The organism is Klebsiella sp. M5al (assembly GCF_002090195.1).
GTDB lineage: Bacteria > Pseudomonadota > Gammaproteobacteria > Enterobacterales > Enterobacteriaceae > Klebsiella > Klebsiella grimontii.
On the sequence record NZ_CP020657.1, the window covers coordinates 3,217,941 to 3,233,552 of the forward strand.

Here is a 15,612-nt window from a genome sequence, read left to right on the forward strand (position 1 = left end):
TCTCCATGGCCTCCTCGGAGGCCATGGAGAAAAAATTATTTTCTCATCGGAATCCGGAACTTACTACCTGAATAATTAGCATCATAATTCCAGCGACCATTTTTTATCAGACCTTCTATATATTTTGTACTCCCTGTCTCATTATATAGCTCAATTGCCGCTACCATGCGATGGTTTCCCTCTGACACATAATATATCCCTTTTGAATCTCTAAACCCAGCAACGATAAATTCGTCTTTATCAAATTTAAATGTCCCATCTTTCATCAATTTTTTGTAATAATCAACCTTTGCTGGTTGCCCTAAACCAACTTGTGTACTTTTTATGTACGCGGGAACACCTTTTTGTGACAGAATGCCGACTTCAGTAAGATATTTCCCGATAGCGGGGGCTACAACCTTACCAGCGCCCCAACCTGCGGCCCACATCGCAGCATCAGCCAGAGCATCCTTACCCCATAACTTTAATCCGCAACCCGTGCCAGCAGTCCATCCGCAGGTATCGAATCGGTCATATGCATTTTCCCCCATCTGCTGATACTGTCCGGCGATGTCAAATCCAATCTGGATCCCCAGCTCTCTGTAACCACTTGCGCCAGCTATTCCGGCCAGCATTTCATTAATACAGTCACCATTACCAGCAGCCCTGCAGCTTTCAAACTGTTTCTCATTTTTGGCTGACAATTGTGCCATTTCCTTGCGCACACCAGCTTCACAACCGCCGCTCCCTTTACAGTCAGCCAGCTTTTTCGCCATCCTTGCAGGCTCATCGTGCATCAAAAAATTATATCGCAGGACGCTTTCTGCGGCATTAGCCCCACTATTGGCGCCGCCGGATGAGTTTGTTACAGCAGCCCCTGTGATTGCTCCAATAATCCTACCGGCAGACTGAATCTGATTATTCCGCGTAGCGGGTTCAACGAATATTTCACCGAGGGTAATTGCTGCCAGCTCCGCCGCTAACGCTCCGGCAGCGGCCCCTTTCCCGTCACCACGACCAATTTCAGCGCTGATACCCGCGACCACCGCATGGCTCAGCGATTTACCCGGCACGCCCAGTATCTCGCCGTTATCGCCAATCAGCCCGGCCCCTTCGGCATTAATCTGGTTGCCAATATTCGCCAGCAGGGCATTAGTCAGGTTATCCTTAAAACTGCCGCCATTGATGGCTGTGTTCAGGCTTGAGCTGATAACCGACTGGCCGGCCACGCGCTGGACGATTTTTCCCCATCCCTCGTTTTTGACCAGCGCCGGTAACTGGGCCTTGTCGGGCGGAACATCAATATTCATGACCTTATCAAAGCCCGCCAGCGCGCCCCCGATAACCATAGAGGTGGCCAGCGATTTGACCGAACTGCTGCTTCCCAGCGCCGACAGCGTTTTTGACAGATTTCCCTGATTTTCCACCAGTGCCACGGCGGCCTGTGCAGCCAGCGAAGACATCCCGGCTGTAACCGCGCCGGTCGTTACTGCGCCACCACCCACGGTGGAAGTTACTGAAGATGCAACTGTCGCCGCCAGTGAACTGCCTGCGGTGGCCGCAGCTGCTGCGATAGCGATTACTGCCGCCACTGCCGGATTCAGGCTCTGACTTTTATAATTCCAGCTGTCGTAAGCATCTTTAACCGTATTCCACTGAACATCGCTGCGTGAATTCAGTCCCTTCAGCCACTCTGTACCGGGTAACGCCGCCAGAGCAGTAATCGCGCCCTGCAAAGCCTGACCATTTTTCGCTTTGATATCGGCACTGATGCCGCTGGCCGCGTTGACCGTCAATTTTCCGCCAGCATGAATAGACGGAAGCACCCATTTACCTTCGCTGTAGCCTTTATTTGCCTGCCTGATATAGAAGCCTTTCGAGGTGCTGACAGTCTGCTCGAAAGTGGTGTTTTTCACGGCCAGGAAATTAACTTTGCCGTTGGTACTGGTCAGCGTGGCGTTCTTTTTTGCCTCGATTTTACTGGCTTCATAGGTACTGTCATCGCGACTCAGCAGGCTGAGATTGCCTCCCGCAATAAACTCCGTCACCCGGTTGGTGGTGGTATGTTTCGTTTGTTTGACGGTGGTTTTTTTACCCCACCACTTTCTCTTCGTAGTTTGACGTTCGTAATGACTGAACTCTTCCATCGCCTGGGCATAGAGCCAGCCACCTTTTGCTGCAACATCCATCGCCCCCTTTGCCAGTAAACGCGATGCCTGAAAAAGAATGCTGCCACCCGAGATAACCGTCAGTGCTCCACCTGAATTCAGCGTGACGCCTGTCTGGCTAACGCTTTCCGTCCAGCTGTTCCCGGACTCACGGTATACCGTCCCCCGGGCGGACTGAAACTGCATATTCCCGCCGGATGTCAGCGTGATGTTACCGTCAGAGGTCAGCGTACTGCCGTCAGCCTGGATACCCCCGTTTGCCGCCAGAGTCAGGCTTTTCGCACCGTGCAGGCGGGTCAGTACGTTGAGTTCATCCCTGTTATTGTCATTACTGCTGTCCGTTACGCCATATCCGTATGCACCCAGCCAGAGAAGTTTCCCTGCCTGCAGCGTCGCGGTTTTCCCGGCGACAATATGAGCGCCCTGCACGCCGATATCTGCCGCTGAGCTGATGAGCAGATTACTTCCTGCTTTCAGGTTGCTGCGTAATTCAGGTATCCGGCTGTCCGGAAAAAACTCACTGTAGAGGTCACTCAGGCTCCGCATGTTCAGGTCAGTATTGGCAGCCGATGAGAGGCTGATATTCCCGCCGGCTTCGAGCCCTGCACCATACAGAGACAGACGCCGGCCGCTCAGGGTGATATCACCCGAAGCACGCAGCGGCTCTCCCGGTAACATCCGGTTAAACAGCTCCTGCTTGCGGGCGTAGGTCAGGACTGCACCAGGTCGCCCGTGCCACAGCATGGCGTCATTTTTATCAAACGTGATATCCCCATTGGCAACCAGAGAAATATTCTGGCTCAGGACAGGAAAACGCGTGTTCCTGAGCAGAATATTACCACCTGCGGTGAGTGATAAATCACGTGAAGCCTCCAGGCTTCCCAGCCAGCGTAGCCCGTCAGAATGGAAAAAGTTGGGCCACTCGCTGGTATGAGAGGTGACATCACCGCCGCGACTGACCAGGGTAATGTTCTGTCCTTTGAGCTCACTCTGCCAGGATTCAACACTTACGCCCGCCAGAACCGAGATATCCTTTCCGGCCGTCATCAGCGCCAGCGCCATTTTTGTGCCACGGTCTGACTGTAAGGTAATATCCCCTGAGGCCTTCATCACATCGGTGGTAACAATGCTTCCGGCGCGCAGCAGGATATTTCTGGCTGTCATCGTGTCCGGTCGGGCCATCACTTCCGAATACTGAACGTTCGTGACGTAGGGCTCTTTACTCTCAATACGTTCAGAAAAATCCGCCACCAGATTACCGCCGGCAGAAAGTATTGCTGGAGAGATCGTCGGATTTTTCCAGCTATTGATCTCGCCTGTTTTCTGGAACGTATAAGTTTTATTTTGTTTCCCGGCAATAGTTAACTGACTTTCAGGAACCGCAGGTGACGCAGTATTAGATGGACGATACGCCGTATTATAGGAGGACCAGGTATCCCTGGTACCGGTGATTCCACTGATATGATTAAACGTTTTTCCAGTGAGAATCAGATCTTGATTTGCTTTTATAAGACTTTCGTTATTAGTCAGATGAGTGGTATTGAGATAAGCATTTCTGCCAGCCTGAATGGAGGCTGCGGACGATGTAGCGGTTCGCCGATATTCTTTTCTGGCGGTATTGACCAGGTCCGACTGGTTAAGATTAGCAGTACCAAACCATTTGCCGCCTAATGTCGCATCCCCGGCAGAATATCTACGGTCAGTGGACGTGAGTTCAGGCGGTTAAGCTGCTCCAGACCCTGTTCAGCGTCACGGAGATTGAGTACCCGGCCCTCCGCCCGGGGAAAAGCCATCCTGATGGCATTTTCCTCATGCCCCTCCAGCGTGACGGCTTCCACCTTCCCTTCTGTGACGGCAATGACCAGCGTTCCTCCGGAAATATCCTGTTCCGGTAGCCAGGCGCGTGAAGTGATGAATCCCCGGGAAAGGTAGTCCTGGGTGACATCCCGCACCCGCTCCCGGATATCCGGGAGCGTCATACAGCCCTGTTCCGGGATGGTCGTCAGTTTTCGCACGGCAGAGCGCGGGAGCACTGTGACGTTCTCCAGCCGGATATACCGGAGCTGAAAACACTGACCGTCTGGTTCTGAAGGGGGTGCTTCCGGGAGAGAGGGCGCGGATGTGGAATGGCGGAGCATATCGCGCTGCTGTTGCGTCTGTTCCAGCAATGCCTTTTGTTGTTGCTCAATGGCATTCTGGTCCGCAGGACTCAGGGGCGCTGCCGGGAGGGCTGTTGCAGTGAGGCTGCCCAGCAGAATCCCATACCTGGGAAATGACACACACGACATCAAAAACTCCGTTTTCTGAAATGTTGTGAAATCAAATGTAATGATTTGTAATCTGATGTCCATTTGATTTTCACATTTATTCGATATTTGCGCCGAAAATTCAGCCTCCATGATGTGAAATTAACCTTCACCTTAAATACAAAGTATTGCTCGATAGATCTTATGCATGCGACAAGCAGCGGATTTTTCACGCCGCCAGGGCACATGGTTGGGTTATCTTTATTTGTTGATAGCGAGTTTGAATGAAAAAACGAGGTGACAAAAAGCAGCCGTATTGCATTCGCAGGAAAAACGACAGGCTGATTCAAAGGAATGACATAATTTCTACTGCAGGGCGCTGCCTGTCAGGATGAGAAGATTTCCCTCTGCATATGTTGCTGATATGATGGTTTAATGTAAAACGGAGGCGATATATGGGTGCGGATCAGGTAGTTACGTTATTTAAGTATAAGCAATGGATAGACGCAGAAACGTTACAAGCAATAAAACGTGTTGATACCTCGGTTTATGCCCATAAACACCATCTTATGCTCAGGCTCATGAATCATATTTATGTGGTGGATATGATTTTCAGGGCTAACATTAGCGGGCAAAAACACGGTTACACAGCGCTTAATACGCCAGAGACACCGTCTGCTGATGAACTTTTGTCAAAGATGACCGAATGTACAGACTGGAATATTCAATATGTGAGCACCATGAGCGCCGTTGATTTTTCGCATAGTATAGAATTCCGCTTTGTCGATGGCGGGAAGGGTGAAATGAAAGCACTGGATATGCTCAATCATGTACTTTTTCATGGTACGTATCATCGCGGCGCTGTCGGTTGGTTGCTTTCTGAATGTGGCGTGACCCCGCCTAAGGATGTATTAACCGTGTTTCTCAGAGATCATAATCACTAGCAGCAGGCAGTAAGGACCATCTGGATTTCATATCCAAATGGTCCTTTCGGAGCCAACGATCGTGTCCGCATCGGCTAATGCCGATCGCAGGCTGGTTCTTGATGAGCTATGTTATGCTTTAAAAACTCGGACAAGGAACGGCACATGCACATCAATACCAAAATGAGGATTGCGGCCCTTTTATACCTTATGGCCGCGTACGCCGTTGCCCTGCCGGCGCTTGCGCTGTTTACAGATCTGGTGATAAACGGTGGCATTATTGATATGTGGAAAAGCGCGTATTCATTTGTCGACCTGCTTGTCCGGCGTAAAACGCTTTATCTGCAGTTTGCCGGGCTGGGCGCTATTCTGGGCTTTATCTACTGGCTTTTTTTCTTTAGAAAATACCGCCATTACGATCCACTGGATAAATATTTTAAGTAACTAGCGACGCTGCGTATGAGTATTTCCCTGCCGATAACCGCTCCGTGAGATATTAAAGCAGAGCCAGCAGCAGCGCCGCTGCCGCTGTTGCATTCGCTAGACATCTGCCAGCAACGGCGATGCTTTCCTGCCCTTTGCCAGCGGGCTATTTTCCCTGGAGCTCCCTGCGGATAATCTCCGCCCCGGCGCTTAACGCCTGCAGTTTACCTGCAGCAACCCGGCGAGATAACGGCGCCATGCCGCAGTTGGTTGACGGATAGAGTTTATCAGCTTCCACAAACTGGAGCGCTTTGCGTAAAGTCGCGGCCACCTCTTCCGGCGTTTCAATGGTATTGGTTGCCACATCTATGGCTCCAACCATGACTTTTTTACCGCGAATCAGCTCGAGCAGATCCATAGGCACCCGCGAGTTATGGCACTCCAGTGAGATAATATCGATGTTGGATGTTTGCAGCTTAGGGAACGCTTCTTCATATTGGCGCCACTCGGTTCCCAACGTTTTTTTCCAGTCGGTATTGGCCTTGATGCCGTATCCATAGCAGATATGGACCGCGGTTTCGCATTTAAGCCCTTCGATCGCTCTTTCTAACGCCGCGATGCCCCAATCATTGACCTCATCAAAAAACACATTAAAGGCTGGCTCATCAAACTGAATAATGTCGACGCCGGCGGCCTCCAGCTCTTTGGCTTCCTGGTTAAGTATCTTCGCAAATTCCCAGGCCAGTTTTTCGCGGCTTTTATAATGAGCGTCATAAAGCGTATCAATCATGGTCATGGGACCCGGCAGCGCCCATTTAATCGGTTGTTTGGTCAGCTGACGCAAAAAACGCGCATCTTCAACGAATACCGGTTTTTGTCGCTCAACGGCCCCTACCACGGTTGGTACGCTCGCGTCGTAGCGATTGCGGATTTTAACGACTTCGCGTTTTTCAAAATCAACGCCGCTGAGATGCTCGATAAACGTGGTGACAAAATGCTGACGCGTTTGCTCGCCATCGCTGACAATATCGATACCGGCGCGCAGTTGGTCGAATAAGGACAAACTCAGCGCATCTTTTTTGCCGTCGATTAATTCCTGATCGTGTAATTTCCAGGCAGACCACAGTTTCTCCGGCTCAGCAAGCCAGGAGGGTTTCGGTAAGCTGCCAGCCGTTGAAGTTGGTAATAATTTTTTCATTATCGATAACCTTATCTATGCGATGTCTTAAAGAGCGTAATGAGCAGACCATTGCTGCAGAATATTTTTATACGGTTTAATAAAATGCTCTTCGGTATACTTCCCCTGCTCTACCGCCAGCTGGCTGCGCTCTTCACGGTCGTAAACAATTTTTGTTAACGAATGGTCCTGATGATGCAGATCGGGCTGGTAGCAGAGTCCTGCAGCAGAGTTCGCATTGTAAATCTCCGGGCGGTATATCTTCTGGAAAGTCTCCATCGTGCTGATGGTGCTAATCAGCTCAAGACTCGTATAATCGCTCAGCAAATCCCCCGAAAAATAAAATGCCAGAGGCGCGACGCTGTTTTTCGGCATAAAATAACGAACCTGCAGGCCCATTTTGCCAAAATATTGCTCAGTCAACGATGAGGCGGTAGGCCGGTATTCGAGGCCCAACACCGGGTGTTGATTTCCGGTCTGGTGATAGGTGTCTTTGCTGGAGACGCTAAGGCAGATGACCGGTGTTTTTTTGAAATTGGCCTTGTACTGCGCTGAATTGACGAAATCTTTAAATATATTGCCGTGTAAATCGCCAAACCCCTCGGGAATGCTAAAACCTGCTCGCCCTTTATTATGTTCTAACAACACTACGCTAAAGTCGTAATCGCGAACGTACGAGGAGAAATTATTGCCGACAATACCGTCAATGCGTTTATCCGTATTTTTGTCAATAATGCCGGTTTGCAATATTTCAATCACCGGAAAAGTATCGCCGGTGGCGTTGATCTTCATTTCGGCTGAAATAATTTCCAGCTCAACCGCGTAGCGATCGCCTTTGGGATTATCCCAATGCGCCAGGTTGTTGAAACGGTTGTTTATCATGGCTAACGTGTTGCGCAGATTCTCCCGGCGATTTTCCCCTCTGGCTAAATTAGCAAAGTTGGTTGTAATACGCGTATTTTCAGAGGGGTTATAGTTTTCATCAAACAAAGTGCGTTTAATAGTATAGGTAAATTGTTGATTCATCGCAGATGTGCATCCTAAGTTCTGAGAGAAAAACCGCAGTCCTTTCTGATGGTTGCAGGCTGGCGCACGCTTCCATAAGCGGTCTTCATCTTCATATTATCTATATCGAATACAGCATGTTATGCCAGAGTCATTAGATGAGTAAAAGCGAGTTAATTTCATTACAACATGAGCCATATTCATGGTCGGGCGTCAGACCATGCCGCAGCTTGATGGACAGAGATAGCCGCTCTTGCAAACGCGTTTATCCTCCCGGCCAACCATCCTAAAATTTTCCGCTTCGCCCGCTACGCGTTGATGCTGAAGCAAGAAACATCAGAGGTCGGCCGGGCTTAACACAACTTCAAGTCTGCCGTCTTTCTTGTCAACAACCGCTCTCTTCATGCTCTCTTGCGCGCTGTCGGGCGCGATCGTTGGAGGAAAAATGGAAGAGGGAGCGGCGCGTTTTCATGCTTTATTTTGGTGATGTCTAAAACCTGACTATCGCTACTGATATTTTTTCTGGCATATTTATGTTCTATGGTTATTTCGGACTGTCAACGTCGAATATAGCCATCAACAACCCGCTCTAATTGATTGATTTGAGGGATACAATGAATAATGTCATTCTCAGCATAATTGCTAAAATTTCTGCCATGGATGCCGAAAGTAAGCAGCTTGCTGCCCAGGTCGAGGCGCAGTCTTTGCTCATTAGCGCTCTGATGCTTGCTATTGGCAAGGAAGGCGGCGTCGCGGAATTAGTTAGCAGCGTAACGAAAGCGATAAATTCAGTACTGGAATCATCTGAAGACGTTCTGAAGACGGACGCAGAACTGCTTCTGACCAAGTTTCAGGAACAAATAGCGCTCACGCAGTTGATAAACACCCACGAAGATGAAATCAGTCATGACGGGCTCGATGATTAACAAAGGTCAGTTTGTTATAGATTGAGAATAGGCATAGCTTGCAGTTAGGCATGAGCTTACCGGCCATCATCAACGCTTGGCCGGTTCAGCAAATACCGTTCAGCTTCAGAAAACAGGGATGATCCAGGTTGAATACTCCATTTCTACTCGCCTGCGCTGCTGCTGGAGGCAAACCGCTCAGTATATTAAGGCATATCAGACTTCACTTTTTTTCACAGGCCAGCGTATGTCACCGACGCCGTTGACTTTCGGCATGGCAAATAAAAAGCCCTGGAAACGTTTGATACCCGCAGATTCGAGCCAGCACCACTCCTCTATCCGCTCTATGCCTTCAGCAACCACGGCAATCTCAAGTTCACGGCAGCAGTTGATGATCGATCTTACCACCGCCTGTTTAGGGCCGCTCTGATGGATGTCGGTAATAATCTCGCGATCGATTTTAACTTTATCAGGCTGAATTTTTGTCAACAACGAGAGTCCAGCATAACCGGCGCCAAAATCATCAATTGCCAGCCCCATACCAGAGACGCGCAGTTTTTTTATCGCGCTGCTGAACTGGCTAAAACCGGAGATCATTTCATCTTCCGTCACCTCCACGATCACCTGTTCGGGTACCAGCCCCTGTTTTTTTATTTCCTGCAACAGGTATTCAATGGCGTCAGGAATAACAACCAGCGACATCGGAAGGATATTAATGGATATTTTATGGTCGCCAATATTGATTTCTTTCGCCAGGGCAAAGGCAACTGATTTCGCTTTGAGATCAACTTCATAACGTTGCTCTTGCGGAATCGAGGCAAAGAAATTAGCAGGACTGCCGCCCTCTTTATCACGAATAAGCGCTTCAAGCGAAGTGATATTCCCGGCCAACGGCTCGATAATGGGCTGGAAAGCAAACTGACAGCATTGACCGGCAAAAAACGATTCTTGCGGCACATGAAATGTATGTTTACGCGAATGAAGCGACCATTTGTCAGGCCGTAAAAAGGGTGACGGCGCGGCAACGCTTTTTTGACTGATAAAAGTATGGATAAATTTATAAACGCGCTCTTCGGTGGAAAGATAACCTTTCAGCTGGCTAAGCTGACGCACCTTTCTCAGGACGTCAGCGGTTTGCAGTTTATTCAGGTCAAAAAACATCATCCCTACGTTTTCAAAGCGCCGGCGCGGCGCGTAATCACGCATCAGCTCAACAACCTGAGAGTGGCGTTCGTCTTGCTTGATCTTGCTGAATAGCTGCTCAAGCACGCACTCATCGCCCTCAAGTATCTGAAGGTAAACATTATCTTTTAAAAGAAGTATGCCCGTAATCCCGCGTGCTGCGTTCTCAGCATTCGCTTTTTCAACCAGCAGTATGAGATCGGTTTCTTGTGTTAAATGCATCTGACTTCTGTAAATCAGAGTGGTCAGCATAATCCCATCCAGATGTTTGCCAGGAGAATGAGACTGTGTAACACAGTTTACCCTTTTAACCCAGGCTATCTGTCATCATTAACTGGGCCGGCTATAGCCGACTCAGGTTTGGTATATGCATTTTTTTAAGCGGTATTTGCTAGCCAACAAATCCCTGTTCCCGCATACGCGCTATCGTCTCTTCGCTGGCGCAAACCATGCCCGTCGCCAGCATTTCAAAACCGAAACGGCGATAGAAATCTATTTTATCCACCACCGAGTAGATAAAGGTTTTGCCGTACGGCCGCAGCTCATCGCTGACCGCCCGCATCAGTTGCTGGCCGTATCCCTTACCCTGGCAGCGCGGGTGCACCGCGACATCCGCCAGATAGCTGCACCAGGTCAGGTCGCTAATTGCCCGGGCAACGGCAATGAGCTGACCGTTTTCATAGCCGAACCAGCAAAAGGTACTATGGCGAAACGCGCGTTCAACCAGCGCAACGTCCCGCTGATTAAGCCCTGCGGCGGCGATGGTCTCCGCCACCGTCAGCCAGTCAACCGAGTCAACGTGCTCTTTTCCTTTTAATATCATCATGACCTTGCCTTTACTCGCCGCTATTGGCTTTCAGCATAGCCGAATGGTGCTAAAAGAAGAGCATTCTGTCGCTTCATGCGCTACAGCATTTTATGCTGGGGCAGAAACTATAGCCCCGGGAAACTTTTTGACACGCGGGCGACAAAACAGCGTATTTATGCTTTACCCAGCCGATTTAACGCGCAACCAGCAGAATTAAATAAAATAACGTCATTTCCCGTTGGCAAAAAAAGGCCAAAAAAAACCGCCATGTGACTGGCGGTGAATAAATGCTTGCATGGATAGATTGTGTTTTGCATTTTTACGTTCAGGGGATAAATCTCCTGAGTACGTTTGTTGAATAAGCTATCACACGCAACATCAATGAAAGCTAAACGGCCCGTTGCTTACAGCTTTTCCACCAGCGCTTTGAGCTGCGCAATGAGCTCGCCTTTCTCCCTCTCCTCATCTCCCGCATAGGGCCAGGTGGAATGACGGATAATCAGGCGCGTCGGCAGCAGCTCGCGAATTTTTATCTGCGGAGCGGCCATGAGCTGGATGAGCAGCTCTACCGCCCGCTTCCCGAGAACATTAAAATCCTGGGCGACGGTGGTCAGCGGCGGCTGGAAATAGAGGCTATCCGCCGTGTCGTCATAGCCGGTGACCGAGATAGCCTGGCTGCCGGTGCGGTTAAGCTGCGCCAGCGCGCTCAGTACACCAAGCGCCATCTGATCGTTAGCCACCACGATGGCGCTGATGCGCGGATGGTGATGCAGCAGCTCAAAAGTTTTGTGCCAGCCACTGGCGGCACTCCAGTCGCCAAATACCGTCACCGCATTACTGACCCCCAGCCGGTGCAGCGCCTCGCGCCAGCTGCTCAGGCGCATGCGCGCGGAGATCGAGCTTTCCGGCCCGGCGAGCAGGCCGAACTCGCGGTGCCCGGCGTCCCAGAGATGACGCACGCAGGCGCCGCAGCCGTCGCGGTGATCGAAACGCACGCTGCAAACGTCGGCCTCCGGCGAGACGTCAAGAAACAGACAGGCAATATCGGGATTCTCCGCCACCAGCCGCTCCGCGAGACTGCTTTCCAGCGGCAGGCTGATAATCGCGCCGCGAATATGCTGGGCGCGAAACTCATTGAGCCTGGCCTGCAGCGACGGATAATCGATCTGCACCGGCATCGCAATGGAAACTTCAAGCTGATGCAAACCCGCATAGCTTTTCACCGCCGCGGCGATTTGCGAAGGCGCGTGCAGCGTTAGCGAGGCGGTAATCAGCCCAATCGACGGCGCGGATTTACCCGCCAGCAGCTGCGCAGAACGGTTCGGCACATAGCGCAGCGCCTGCATCGCGCGGATCACTTTATCGCGGGTTTTTTCAGACACCACGTCCGGATTATTCAGCACCCGGGAGACCGTCTGCTGGGATACCCCGGCCTCGCGGGCCACATCTTCTAGCGTTGCCGATCGACGCTGCATAGCGCGCTCCTTCCCTATTTTGAACCCTCAATGTCGCCCGCTAACATTTTATGTTTAAAGGACGACAAAAATCAGCCCTTTTCCCAGCTTTTCGTGATCGCCGGTGGGTTTCATTTTCGCCATTATTGCGGCTCTGACGAAAATAACTGATAACAAATTTACATTGTCTAGCGAATGACATTTTTCTCACTTATCCGTCAGGTATGCGTATGCAACAACACGACTCAATCTCCGCCGCAGGAGCGACATTTCATCAGGTTCTCGTCCGCGAAGACTGGCAAAACCAGACCATTACCCATCTCAACCGTTTACCGGCCCACCCGACGTTCGCCAGCTGGCGCGATCCCGACGCGGCGCGGGAAAACCGGCCTTCGGCGTCTCGTCGCCGGCTTGACGGCCAGTGGCAGTTTTCCCTGGCCCGCAGCCCGTTTGCGGTGGATGCCCGCTGGCTGGAAGACGATCTGCCGGACAGCCGCAGTACGCCGGTGCCATCAAACTGGCAGATGGAAGGCTACGACGCCCCAATCTACACCAACGTTCGCTATCCAATCGATACTACGCCGCCGCGCGTGCCTGAGGAGAACCCGACCGGCTGCTACTCGCTGACGTTCAGCGTTGATGAGGACTGGCAGGCCAACGGCCAGACGCAGATAATCTTCGACGGCGTTAATTCAGCTTTTCATCTGTGGTGCAACGGTGAATGGGTCGGCTACTCGCAGGACAGTCGCCTGCCCGCGGCCTTCGATCTCTCGCCATTCCTTCAGCCCGGCGATAACCGCATCTGCGTCATGGTGATGCGCTGGAGCGCGGGAACCTGGCTTGAAGATCAGGACATGTGGCGCATGAGCGGGATCTTTCGCTCGGTCTGGCTGCTGAACAAACCGACCCTGCACCTCAGCGACGTTCAGCTCACGCCGCAGCTCGATGCGCTTTACCGCGATGCCGAACTGCTGGTGAACGTAAGCGTTGCCGCGCCGGTCGCGCAGTTGGAAGAGCTGACGGTGAAGGTTGAGCTGTGGGATGAGGATCGTCTGGTCGCCAGCCACCGCCAGCCGCCGGGTTCGCCGATTATCGATGAGCGCGGCAACTATGCCGAACGCGCGGCGATTCGTCTGCCGGTAGAAAAACCGGCGCTGTGGAGCGCGGAAACGCCAAACTGCTATCGGGCAGTCGTCTCCCTGTGGCGCGGCGATGAAACGATCGAGGCGGAAGCCTGGGATATCGGCTTTCGCCGCGTTGAAATCAAAAACGGCCTGCTGCTGCTGAACGGCAAACCGCTGCTGATCCGCGGCGTCAACCGCCACGAGCATCACCACCAGCGCGGCCAGGTGGTGACCGAAGAGGACATGGTGCAGGATATTCTGCTGATGAAGCAGAACAACTTCAACGCCGTGCGCTGCTCGCACTATCCAAACGCTCCGCGCTGGTATGAGCTGTGCAACCGCTATGGCCTGTACGTCGTTGACGAAGCCAATATTGAAACCCACGGCATGGTGCCGATGAATCGTCTTTCCGACGATCCGGCCTGGCTCCCGGCCTTCAGCGCCCGCGTCAGCCGCATGCTGCAAAGCAACCGCAACCACCCGTCGATTATTATCTGGTCGCTGGGAAATGAATCCGGCGGCGGCGGCAACCATGAAGCGATGTATCACTGGCTGAAGCGCAACGACCCCTCCCGCCCGGTGCAGTACGAAGGCGGCGGCGCCGACAGCACCACCACCGATATTATCTGCCCGATGTACGCCCGCGTTGAACGCGACCAGCTGATTCCGACGGTGCCAAAATGGGGGATCAAAAAGTGGATCAGTCTGCCGGGCGAGCAGCGACCGCTGATCCTCTGCGAATACGCCCACGCGATGGGCAACAGCCTCGGCAACTTTGCCGATTACTGGCAGGCCTTTCGCGACTATCCGCGCCTGCAGGGCGGGTTTATCTGGGACTGGGCGGATCAGGCCATCAGCAAAACCTTCGACGACGGCAGCGTTGGCTATGCCTACGGCGGTGATTTTGGCGATAAACCGAACGATCGCCAGTTCTGTATGAACGGACTGGTTTTCCCCGACCGTCGCCCGCACCCTTCATTAATTGAGGCCAAACACGCGCAGCAGTACTTCCAGTTTGCCCTGCTCGCGCAATCCCCGCTGCGGATCGGCGTCAGCAGCGAATATCTGTTCCGCGCCACCGATAACGAAGAGCTGCGCTGGCAGGTTCAGGCCGCCGGAGAAACCTTTGCCGAGGGGCAAGTGAAGCTTGAGCTTAGCCCTGAAGGCCAGAGCGAGCTGACGCTGTGCGAGGCGCTGGCGCTGCCCGCCGGCGCCGAAGAGATATGGCTAACGCTGGAGGTCGTCCAGCCGCAGGCCACCGCCTGGTCCGACGCCGGGCATCGCGTCGCCTGGCAGCAGTTCCCGATCGCCGCCCCGCTGGCGCTGCGTCGCCCTGCCCCTACCGGCACGGCGCCAGCGCTGGACGGCAGCGACGCCGCCTGGACGGTGCGCAGCGGCGCGCAGCAGTGGACGGTCGACCGGGAAAGCGGCCTGTTAACCCGCTGGCAGGTGGACGGCGTGGAACAGCTGCTGACGCCGCTGCGCGATCAGTTTGTGCGCGCGCCGCTGGATAACGATATTGGCGTCAGTGAAGTGGAGCGTATCGACCCCAACGCCTGGGTCGAACGCTGGAAAAGCGCCGGGCTGTACGGCCTCAGCGCCCGCTGCGTAGCGTGCGACGCGCAGCGTCTGGCCCATGAAGTGGTTATCGATAGCCGCTGGCACTATCTGCGCGGCGACGAAGTGGTGATTGTCAGCCACTGGCGGATGACGTTTGATAGCGAAGGCAAGCTGCATCTGGCGGTCGATGGCGAACGCGCCGGCACCCTGCCGCCGCTGCCGCGCATCGGGCTGACGTTCCAGGTTCCCGACCAGCAGCAGCCGGTCAGCTGGCTGGGCTACGGCCCGCACGAGAACTATCCGGACCGCCGCACCAGCGCCTGTTTCTCCCGCTGGCAGCTGCCGCTGGAAGAGATGACCACCCCTTACATTTTCCCGACGGAAAACGGCCTGCGCTGCGATAGCAAGGCGCTGGACTGGGGGCGCTGGCACGTAGGGGGCGATTTCCACTTCTCCGTCCAGCCCTATAGCACCGCGCAGTTAATGGAGACCGACCACTGGCACCGGATGAAGCCAGAAAAAGGCGTCTGGATTGCGCTCGATGCTCAACACATGGGCATCGGCGGCGACGACTCCTGGACACCCAGCGTGCTGCAACAGTGGCTGCTGCTTGAAAGACAATGGCAGTATCAGTTAACGATTCACTTCCAATAATAAT

At 52.8% G+C, this 15,612-nt stretch carries 11 protein-coding genes; 4 read left to right on the forward strand and 7 right to left on the reverse strand.

The window, feature by feature from the left end:
- Positions 1–35: 35 nt before the first annotated feature.
- Both BWI76_RS15370 and BWI76_RS15375 read right to left on the reverse strand, forming a co-directional pair.
- Entirely contained in the window at positions 36–3,398 is a 3,363-nt protein-coding gene (locus BWI76_RS15370; RefSeq protein WP_004136295.1) for a DUF637 domain-containing protein, read from the reverse strand.
- Between the two features lie 416 nt (positions 3,399–3,814).
- Positions 3,815–4,546, reverse strand: coding sequence for a POTRA domain-containing protein (locus tag BWI76_RS15375; RefSeq protein ID WP_004136294.1), 732 nt, complete (start codon positions 4,544–4,546; stop codon positions 3,815–3,817).
- A gap of 302 nt (positions 4,547–4,848) precedes the next feature.
- Between BWI76_RS15375 and BWI76_RS15380 the strand changes: the two genes are divergently transcribed.
- The gene (locus tag BWI76_RS15380) at positions 4,849–5,337 is read left to right on the forward strand and encodes a DinB family protein (protein WP_004136292.1); all 489 of its coding nucleotides are present in this window, start codon (positions 4,849–4,851) and stop codon (positions 5,335–5,337) included.
- 144 nt (positions 5,338–5,481) lie between these two features.
- On the forward strand, positions 5,482–5,760 hold the full coding sequence (locus tag BWI76_RS15385) for a hypothetical protein (RefSeq protein ID WP_004136290.1): 279 nt from the start codon (positions 5,482–5,484) through the stop codon (positions 5,758–5,760).
- 145 nt (positions 5,761–5,905) lie between these two features.
- Here BWI76_RS15385 and BWI76_RS15390 read toward each other — a convergent pair whose 3' ends face one another.
- On the reverse strand, positions 5,906–6,937 hold the full coding sequence (locus tag BWI76_RS15390) for a methionine synthase (protein ID WP_004136288.1): 1,032 nt from the start codon (positions 6,935–6,937) through the stop codon (positions 5,906–5,908).
- A 27-nt stretch (positions 6,938–6,964) separates the two neighbouring features.
- Positions 6,965–7,942, reverse strand: coding sequence for a DUF1852 domain-containing protein (locus BWI76_RS15395; protein WP_049131963.1), 978 nt, complete (start codon positions 7,940–7,942; stop codon positions 6,965–6,967).
- Between the two features lie 593 nt (positions 7,943–8,535).
- Between BWI76_RS15395 and iraP the strand changes: the two genes are divergently transcribed.
- Entirely contained in the window at positions 8,536–8,847 is a 312-nt protein-coding gene (iraP, locus tag BWI76_RS15400) for an anti-adapter protein IraP (protein WP_004136287.1), read from the forward strand.
- Between the two features lie 195 nt (positions 8,848–9,042).
- Here the strand turns inward: iraP and BWI76_RS15405 are convergent, their stop codons facing one another.
- The 3 genes from BWI76_RS15405 to BWI76_RS15415 all read right to left on the reverse strand — a co-directional run bounded on the left by BWI76_RS15405 (position 9,043) and on the right by BWI76_RS15415 (position 12,291).
- On the reverse strand, positions 9,043–10,260 hold the full coding sequence (locus BWI76_RS15405) for a diguanylate phosphodiesterase (RefSeq protein ID WP_004136285.1): 1,218 nt from the start codon (positions 10,258–10,260) through the stop codon (positions 9,043–9,045).
- Positions 10,261–10,399: 139 nt separating this feature from the next.
- The gene (locus BWI76_RS15410; protein WP_004136283.1) at positions 10,400–10,834 is read right to left on the reverse strand and encodes a GNAT family N-acetyltransferase; all 435 of its coding nucleotides are present in this window, start codon (positions 10,832–10,834) and stop codon (positions 10,400–10,402) included.
- Positions 10,835–11,220: 386 nt separating this feature from the next.
- Positions 11,221–12,291, reverse strand: coding sequence for a LacI family DNA-binding transcriptional regulator (locus BWI76_RS15415; RefSeq protein ID WP_049131964.1), 1,071 nt, complete (start codon positions 12,289–12,291; stop codon positions 11,221–11,223).
- A 209-nt stretch (positions 12,292–12,500) separates the two neighbouring features.
- Between BWI76_RS15415 and BWI76_RS15420 the strand changes: the two genes are divergently transcribed.
- Positions 12,501–15,608, forward strand: a complete 3,108-nt coding sequence (locus BWI76_RS15420) for a beta-galactosidase (RefSeq protein WP_049131965.1) — start codon at positions 12,501–12,503, stop codon at positions 15,606–15,608.
- The last annotated feature ends 4 nt before the right edge of the window (positions 15,609–15,612 follow it).